This window comes from Celerinatantimonas marina (genome assembly GCF_046054165.1).
Classification (GTDB): domain Bacteria; phylum Pseudomonadota; class Gammaproteobacteria; order Enterobacterales; family Celerinatantimonadaceae; genus Celerinatantimonas.
In genome coordinates this window covers 85,770-92,535 of record NZ_JBFNXK010000018.1, presented here as the reverse complement: position 1 = coordinate 92,535, position 6,766 = coordinate 85,770, and the positions used below count along the sequence as shown (strand labels likewise).

Below are 6,766 nucleotides of genomic sequence, written 5' to 3'. Positions count from 1 at the left end.
AGCCGGGGAAGAGGCTGTATTCATTGGGCTACATCATCATTGGAATTTTACGAAGCTCTCTGTAGCCCGGATGCAGCGGAGCGTAATCCGGGGATAGAGGCTTTTGAGATCTGCCGTTTGACATAGTTTCTGCAAGAAAGCTCTCTACCGTTATACTCATATACATTAGAATATAACTTTATGTTCCGCATGGAATCCATCATTGCTATGAATGATGAAGTTGGTCTATTGACTAAAGAGAATCTTCTTAAGTTAGCTCGTACTCAAATGCCATTTGGTAAATATGCGGGAAGGGGCTTGATCGATCTACCGGATGAATATCTGCTATGGTTTGATAAAAAGGGCTTTCCGAAAGGTGAGTTGGGCGATTTAATGAAGCTCTGTCTTACACTTAAGATTGAAGGCCTGGAAGGGCTAGTTAAGCCATTGAGATAATTTTCCGGAGTACTTAAAGCGATGTGCTTTGTATTGCCGGATTCTTGTTTCCGATAAATATATCATCCTTTTAAAGATGATAAATTTATTGTGTAAAAAGGTGGTACTTCGCTGCTGAGTTGTGTATATTTCGGCCTCTCTTGTTGCCTTTTTATTCCTATCTGTGGCAACAGCAGAGCCCAAAATTCCGGGTGAACTGCAAAGCTGTATATTTTTTGTGTAGGGCTACCAATTAATTTTTAGGAGTGCTATAATTTCGCGCCCTTTAATTAGGCAGCCATAGACCTTTTTTTAGGTCAAATGAAATGTTACAGAGGTTCGTCCTCTTGTAAAAATTTAAGCGGAGCACTGAAATGATCCAAATGCAATCTATACTCGACGTGGCCGATAACTCTGGCGCACGTAGCGTACAGTGTATTAAGGTCCTGGGTGGTTCGCACCGCCGCTATGCGAATGTTGGCGACATCATTAAAGTTGCTGTGAAGGAAGCAATTCCTCGCGGTAAAGTTAAAAAAGGTGATGTTCTCAAAGCTGTGGTAGTGCGGACTCGTAAAGGCGTACGTCGTCAAGACGGTTCATTGATTCGGTTTGATCGCAATGCTGCGGTTGTTCTGAACAACAATGATCAGCCAATTGGTACTCGTATCTTTGGTCCTGTGACACGTGAATTACGTACTGAAAAATTCATGCGAATCGTGTCTCTGGCGCCTGAAGTACTATAAGGAGTAACAAGAGATGGCAAATAAAATCCGTCGTGAAGATGAAGTAGTTGTTTTGACTGGTAAAGATAAAGGCAAACGTGGCAAAGTCACTAAAGTCTTGTCGACTGGCAAAATTTTTGTCGAAGGCGTTAATCTGGTTAAGAAACATCAGAAACCAAACCCACAATTGGGTGTGGCTGGCGGTGTTGTTGAACAGGAAGCGGCTATCGATGTATCAAATGTAGCGATTTATAACTCTGCCGCTGGCAAAGCAGATCGCATTGGTTTCCGATTTGAAGACGGCAAAAAAGTTCGTTTCTTTAAATCTTCTGGTGAACTAGTTAAGTAATTGGAGTAAGACGATGGCGAAACTGCATGATTTGTATAAGGAGTCTGTAGTGCCTGCACTTCTCAAGGAGTACGGCTACAAATCCATCATGCAAGTCCCTCGGATCGAGAAAATCACCCTGAACATGGGTGTAGGTGAAGCGTTAAATGACAAGAAATTGCTGGAAAATGCTGTTGCAGATCTAGCTGCTATTTCTGGTCAGAAACCGCTGGTCACCAAAGCTCGTAAATCCGTTGCGGGCTTCAAAATCCGTGAAGGCTACCCGATCGGTTGTAAAGTAACCCTCCGTGGTGAAAGAATGTGGGAGTTCTTAGAGCGCCTGATTTCGATCGCAATGCCTCGTATTCGTGACTTCCGTGGTGTCAGCTCAAAATCTTTTGACGGCCGTGGTAACTACAGTATGGGTGTTCGCGAGCAAATCATCTTCCCGGAAATCGACTATGATAAAGTCGATAAAATTCGCGGTATGGATGTGACTATCACAACCTCTGCGCAAACCGACGAAGAAGGCCGTGCTCTGCTGGCTGCCTTTAACTTCCCATTCCGTAAATAAGGGCGAGGGTTATGGCAAAAGTATCAATGAAAGCACGTGAAGCGAAACGTGCCAAGCTGGCCGCTCAATATGCTGAAAAGCGTGCGGCGTTAAAAGAAGTCATTTCAAGCGTTCGTTCTTCTGATGAAGAACGTTGGGATGCAGTACTTAAACTTCAGGCACTGCCTCGTGATTCGTCTCGTGCTCGTCGGCGTAACCGCTGCAACATCACTGGACGTCCACATGGTTATCTGCGCAAATTCGGCATGAGCCGTATCAAGCTGCGTGAAGCAGCTATGCGTGGTGAAGTTCCTGGTCTGAAAAAAGCCAGCTGGTAAGCCAATCATTCACGGAGTAAGCAATTATGAGCATGCAAGATCCTATTGCGGATATGCTGACCCGCATCCGCAACGGTCAAGCGGCCAATAAAGTATCTGTCAAGATGCCTTCTTCTAAACTGAAAGTGGCTATTGCCCAGGTTTTGAAAGACGAAGGTTACATCACTGACTATGCTATTTCTGGCGACGTTAAAGCGGAACTAGAAGTCACTCTCAAATATTTTGAGGGTCAAAAAGTAATCGAAACTATTCAGCGTGTTAGCCGCCCTGGTCTGCGTATCTATAAAGGTGCAACTGACCTACCTAAAGTTTTAGGTGGATTGGGTATCGCTATTGTTTCTACATCGAAAGGCGTTATGACTGACCGTGCTGCGCGTAAAGCGGGTATGGGCGGTGAAATCGTCTGCTACGTAGCTTAATCGGAGGTATTAATATGTCTCGTGTCGCTAAAGCTCCCGTAGCCATCCCATCTGGTGTAGATGTAGTCGTAAATGGCCAGGAGTTAACAATCAAAGGCTCTAAAGGTGCGGTTTCTCGTACTCTGAATGATGCCGTTGTAATTAAAAACGAAGACGGCGAACTGAAGTTCTCTGTTGCAGAAGGTGTACCTACCGCTCAGGCTGGTACCGCACGTGCACTCGCTAACAACATGGTTATCGGTGTTACTGAAGGCTTCGAAAAACGTCTGCAATTACAGGGTGTTGGTTACCGTGTTCAGGTTCAGGGCAACAAACTGAATTTGACTCTGGGTTTCTCTCATCCAGTCGTTTATGAACTGCCTGAAGGGATCTCTGCGGAAGCTCCATCAGCAACCGATCTGGTTATCAGAGGTGTTGATAAACAGGTTGTTGGTCAGGTAGCTGCTGACATTCGTGCATACCGTCGTCCTGAACCTTATAAAGGGAAAGGGATTCGTTATGCTGACGAAAATGTACGCCGTAAAGAGGCTAAGAAGAAGTAAGGTAACACTATGGATAAGAAAAGTGCTCGTCTGCGTCGCGCAACTCGCGCACGCAAAGCTATGCAAGAGTTGGGTGCAACTCGCCTGGTGATTCACCGTACTCCGCGCCATATTTATGCGCAGGTAATTGCACCGGACGCTAGTGTTGTTGCAACAGCATCAACTGTTGATAAAGCAGTTCGTGAGCTTGTCAAGTACTCTGGTAACGTTGAAGCTGCTAAAGCAGTGGGTAAAGCAATCGCAGAACGTGCGACTGCTAAAGGCGTTACTCAGGTTTCTTTTGATCGCTCTGGTTTCCAGTATCACGGTCGCGTCGCTGCATTAGCAGAAGCCGCTCGTGAAGCTGGCCTTCAGTTCTAAGGGGTGAATCATGGCTAAATTTGAAACACAAACCGGTGATCTGAACGAAAAGCTTATCGCAGTTAACCGCGTTTCTAAGGTAGTTAAAGGTGGTCGTATCTTCAGCTTTACAGCATTGACTGTAGTAGGTGATGGAAATGGCCGAGTAGGGTTTGGTTACGGTAAGGCGAAAGAAGTTCCAGCAGCGATTCAAAAAGCTATGGAAAAAGCTCGTCGCAACCTGCGTACAGTTAAACTGAATGGTTCAACACTGCAGCATCCAATTAAAGGCCGTCATTCTGGTTCGCAAGTTTATATGCAACCAGCTTCTGAAGGTACTGGTATTATTGCCGGTGGTGCGATGCGTGCTGTATTGGAAGTCGCAGGGGTTCAGAACGTATTGTCAAAAGCATACGGTTCAACCAACCCAATTAACATCGTCCGCGCAACCATCGACGCTTTAGAGCATATGCATGCTCCTGAAGATGTCGCTGCAAAACGTGGCCTAAGCGTCGAAGAGATTCTGGGGTAATTGGGCATGGCGAAAATTAAAGTAACACAAACTAAAAGCTCGATCGGTCGTTTGCCTAAACATAAGGCAACTTTGACCGGTTTAGGCTTGCGTCGTATTAATCACACGGTTGAGTTGGAAGATACTCCAGCTGTTCGCGGTATGATTAATAAGGTTTACTACATGGTTAAGGTAGAGGGTGAATAACATGCGTTTAAATACTCTTTCACCAGCAGAGGGTTCAAAACCATCTGCAAAACGTGTAGGTCGTGGTATCGGTTCTGGCTTAGGTAAAACCGGTGGCCGTGGTCATAAAGGTCAAAAATCGCGTTCTGGCGGCCGTGTACGTGCGGGCTTCGAAGGCGGTCAGATGCCTTTGAAACAGCGTTTGCCAAAATTTGGTTTTACTTCACGTAAATCACTGATTTCAGCTGAAGTTCGTACTTCAGAGCTGGCTAAAGTTGCTGATGGCGTGGTAAGTTTGGATACTCTGAAACAAGCTGGCGTTATCGCTCGCAATATCAAATCAGCGAAAGTTGTACTTTCTGGTGATGTGACTGCTGCTGTAACCGTGAAAGGCTTGGGTGTAACCAAAGGCGCACGTGCTGCTATCGAAGCAGCTGGCGGTAAAATCGAGGAATAGTACATAAATGGCTAAGAAACCAGGGTTACCATCACATGGTGGACAAGGCGGGTTGAGTGAACTCAAACGACGTTTGTTGTTTGTGCTGGGGGCAATTATTGTTTTCCGGCTAGGTTCCTTTATTCCGATTCCTGGGATCAATGCTTCTGTACTAGCTGAGTTAATTCAGCAGCAACAAGGTACCATCATTGAAATGTTTAACATGTTTTCTGGTGGCGCCTTGGCTCGAGCGTCTATCTTTGCATTAGGAATTATGCCGTATATTTCGGCATCAATTATTGTGCAGCTTTTGACAGTCGTTCATCCGGCTCTTGCTGAACTGAAAAAAGAAGGTGAAGCGGGCCGACGGAAAATTACCCAATATACTCGTTACGGTACGGTTGTGTTGGGCTTGTTCCAGTCTTTCGGGATTGCGACAGGTCTGCCACGGATGGTTCCAGGGTTGGTAGTTGATCCGAGCATCGCGTTTTATACCACTGCGGTGGTTTGTCTGTTAACCGGTACCATCTTCTTGATGTGGCTGGGGGAACAGGTGACAGAACGCGGGATTGGTAACGGGATTTCAATTTTGATTTTTGCGGGGATTGTTGCGGGTTTACCCACTGCAATTGGTCGTACTATCGAACAGGCTCGTTTGGGTCAAATCCACGTGCTATTGCTGCTGCTTATCGCTGTAATTGTATTTGCGGTGACATTCTTTGTGGTGTTTATGGAACGGGGTCAACGACGAATCGTCGTCAACTACGCTAAACGCCAACAGGGTCGTCGAGTATATGCCGCGCAGAGTACGCATCTGCCATTGAAAGTAAATATGTCAGGTGTTATTCCTGCGATCTTCGCATCAAGTGTGATTTTGTTCCCCGGAACTCTGGCTCAATGGTTTGGTCAGCATAAGGGCTTAGGCTTTTTATCTGATATTTCTTTAACATTGCAGCCCGGTCAGCCACTTTATGTGATATTATACGCGGCCGCGATTATCTTCTTTAGCTTTTTCTATACTGCGTTGGTGTTCAACCCGCGGGAAACAGCAGATAATCTGAAGAAGAGTGGGGCGTTCATCCCTGGGATCCGTCCTGGTGAACAAACCTCGCGTTACATTGATAAGGTGATGACTCGCTTGACACTGGCTGGTGCCTTGTACATCACGTTTATTTGTTTAATTCCTCAATTCATGATGCAGACCATGAATGTGCAGTTCTATTTCGGTGGAACGTCGTTGCTCATTATTGTGGTTGTGATCATGGATTTTATGGCTCAGGTACAGACTCATTTGATGTCTCATCAGTATGATTCTGTTCTGAAAAAGGCTAACTTGAAAAATTATGGTCGTTAAGACCTGTGTTTTTTGAATAGCTAAAACTTTTGCGGAGATAGCAATGAAAGTTCGTGCTTCCGTTAAGAAAATCTGCCGTAACTGCAAAATTATCAAACGCAATGGCGTTATTCGTGTAATTTGCAGTGAGCCTAAGCACAAACAGCGCCAAGGCTAATAAAGTAGATTTCAAGACATTTAGATTGCAAATTGGTCATCTGTTGAGTATCCTTACGGGCTTTTCGCAGATGACCTTCGTTTTACGAAAATTATAGGAGTGTGCCTAATGGCCCGTATAGCCGGCATTAACATTCCTGATCAGAAACATGCAGTTATTGCGTTGACTGCTATTTACGGTATCGGTAAGACTCGCGCACAAGAAATCTGTGCTGCCGCTGGTATCGCTGAAGATGTGAAGATCAGAGAACTAGATGAATCACAAGTAGAACTGCTTCGTGAGCAAGTTGCAAAATTCACTGTTGAAGGTGATTTGCGTCGTGAAGTTTCTATGAATATTAAGCGCCTGATGGACCTCGGTTGTAACCGTGGGCTTCGTCATCGTCGTAGTTTGCCCGTTCGTGGTCAGCGCACTAAAACTAATGCGCGTACCCGTAAAGGGCCTCGTAAACCTATTAAGAAATAAGG

General features: G+C 45.4%; 14 protein-coding genes. All 14 read left to right on the top strand.

The features are described 5' to 3' along the window. Positions 1–207: 207 nt before the first annotated feature. The 14 genes from ABUE20_RS16820 to rpsM all read left to right on the top strand — a co-directional run bounded on the left by ABUE20_RS16820 (position 208) and on the right by rpsM (position 6,764). On the top strand, positions 208–435 hold the full coding sequence (locus tag ABUE20_RS16820) for a DUF3820 family protein (protein ID WP_408621107.1): 228 nt from the start codon (positions 208–210) through the stop codon (positions 433–435). Positions 436–788: 353 nt separating this feature from the next. Beyond that, the gene (rplN, locus tag ABUE20_RS16815; protein WP_408621106.1) at positions 789–1,157 is read left to right on the top strand and encodes a 50S ribosomal protein L14; all 369 of its coding nucleotides are present in this window, start codon (positions 789–791) and stop codon (positions 1,155–1,157) included. A 13-nt stretch (positions 1,158–1,170) separates the two neighbouring features. Then, on the top strand, positions 1,171–1,485 hold the full coding sequence (gene rplX / locus ABUE20_RS16810) for a 50S ribosomal protein L24 (protein ID WP_408621105.1): 315 nt from the start codon (positions 1,171–1,173) through the stop codon (positions 1,483–1,485). A gap of 13 nt (positions 1,486–1,498) precedes the next feature. After that, on the top strand, positions 1,499–2,038 hold the full coding sequence (rplE, locus tag ABUE20_RS16805) for a 50S ribosomal protein L5 (protein WP_408621104.1): 540 nt from the start codon (positions 1,499–1,501) through the stop codon (positions 2,036–2,038). An 11-nt stretch (positions 2,039–2,049) separates the two neighbouring features. Continuing rightward, a complete protein-coding gene (gene rpsN, locus ABUE20_RS16800) occupies positions 2,050–2,355 on the top strand; it encodes a 30S ribosomal protein S14 (RefSeq protein ID WP_408621103.1) in 306 nt (101 codons plus the stop codon). Positions 2,356–2,381: 26 nt separating this feature from the next. Further along, the gene (gene rpsH, locus ABUE20_RS16795; RefSeq protein WP_408621102.1) at positions 2,382–2,774 is read left to right on the top strand and encodes a 30S ribosomal protein S8; all 393 of its coding nucleotides are present in this window, start codon (positions 2,382–2,384) and stop codon (positions 2,772–2,774) included. Positions 2,775–2,788: 14 nt separating this feature from the next. Continuing rightward, positions 2,789–3,316, top strand: coding sequence for a 50S ribosomal protein L6 (rplF, locus tag ABUE20_RS16790; RefSeq protein WP_408621101.1), 528 nt, complete (start codon positions 2,789–2,791; stop codon positions 3,314–3,316). 9 nt (positions 3,317–3,325) lie between these two features. Beyond that, positions 3,326–3,676 (top strand): 50S ribosomal protein L18, encoded by a 351-nt coding sequence (rplR, locus tag ABUE20_RS16785; RefSeq protein ID WP_408621100.1) that lies wholly within the window; start codon positions 3,326–3,328, stop codon positions 3,674–3,676. A 10-nt stretch (positions 3,677–3,686) separates the two neighbouring features. Beyond that, positions 3,687–4,187: a 30S ribosomal protein S5 gene (gene rpsE, locus ABUE20_RS16780; protein ID WP_408621099.1), complete on the top strand. Its 501-nt coding sequence runs from the start codon at positions 3,687–3,689 to the stop codon at positions 4,185–4,187. Positions 4,188–4,193: 6 nt separating this feature from the next. Next, complete coding sequence (gene rpmD / locus ABUE20_RS16775) at positions 4,194–4,373, top strand: 50S ribosomal protein L30 (RefSeq protein WP_408621098.1); 180 nt, start codon at positions 4,194–4,196, stop codon at positions 4,371–4,373. 1 nt (position 4,374) lies between these two features. Beyond that, positions 4,375–4,809, top strand: a complete 435-nt coding sequence (gene rplO, locus ABUE20_RS16770; RefSeq protein WP_408621114.1) for a 50S ribosomal protein L15 — start codon at positions 4,375–4,377, stop codon at positions 4,807–4,809. Between the two features lie 7 nt (positions 4,810–4,816). Beyond that, the gene (gene secY / locus ABUE20_RS16765) at positions 4,817–6,142 is read left to right on the top strand and encodes a preprotein translocase subunit SecY (protein WP_408621097.1); all 1,326 of its coding nucleotides are present in this window, start codon (positions 4,817–4,819) and stop codon (positions 6,140–6,142) included. A gap of 43 nt (positions 6,143–6,185) precedes the next feature. Beyond that, positions 6,186–6,299, top strand: coding sequence for a 50S ribosomal protein L36 (gene rpmJ / locus ABUE20_RS16760; protein WP_408621096.1), 114 nt, complete (start codon positions 6,186–6,188; stop codon positions 6,297–6,299). A gap of 108 nt (positions 6,300–6,407) precedes the next feature. Continuing rightward, complete coding sequence (gene rpsM, locus ABUE20_RS16755; protein ID WP_408621095.1) at positions 6,408–6,764, top strand: 30S ribosomal protein S13; 357 nt, start codon at positions 6,408–6,410, stop codon at positions 6,762–6,764. Positions 6,765–6,766 lie beyond the last annotated feature (2 nt).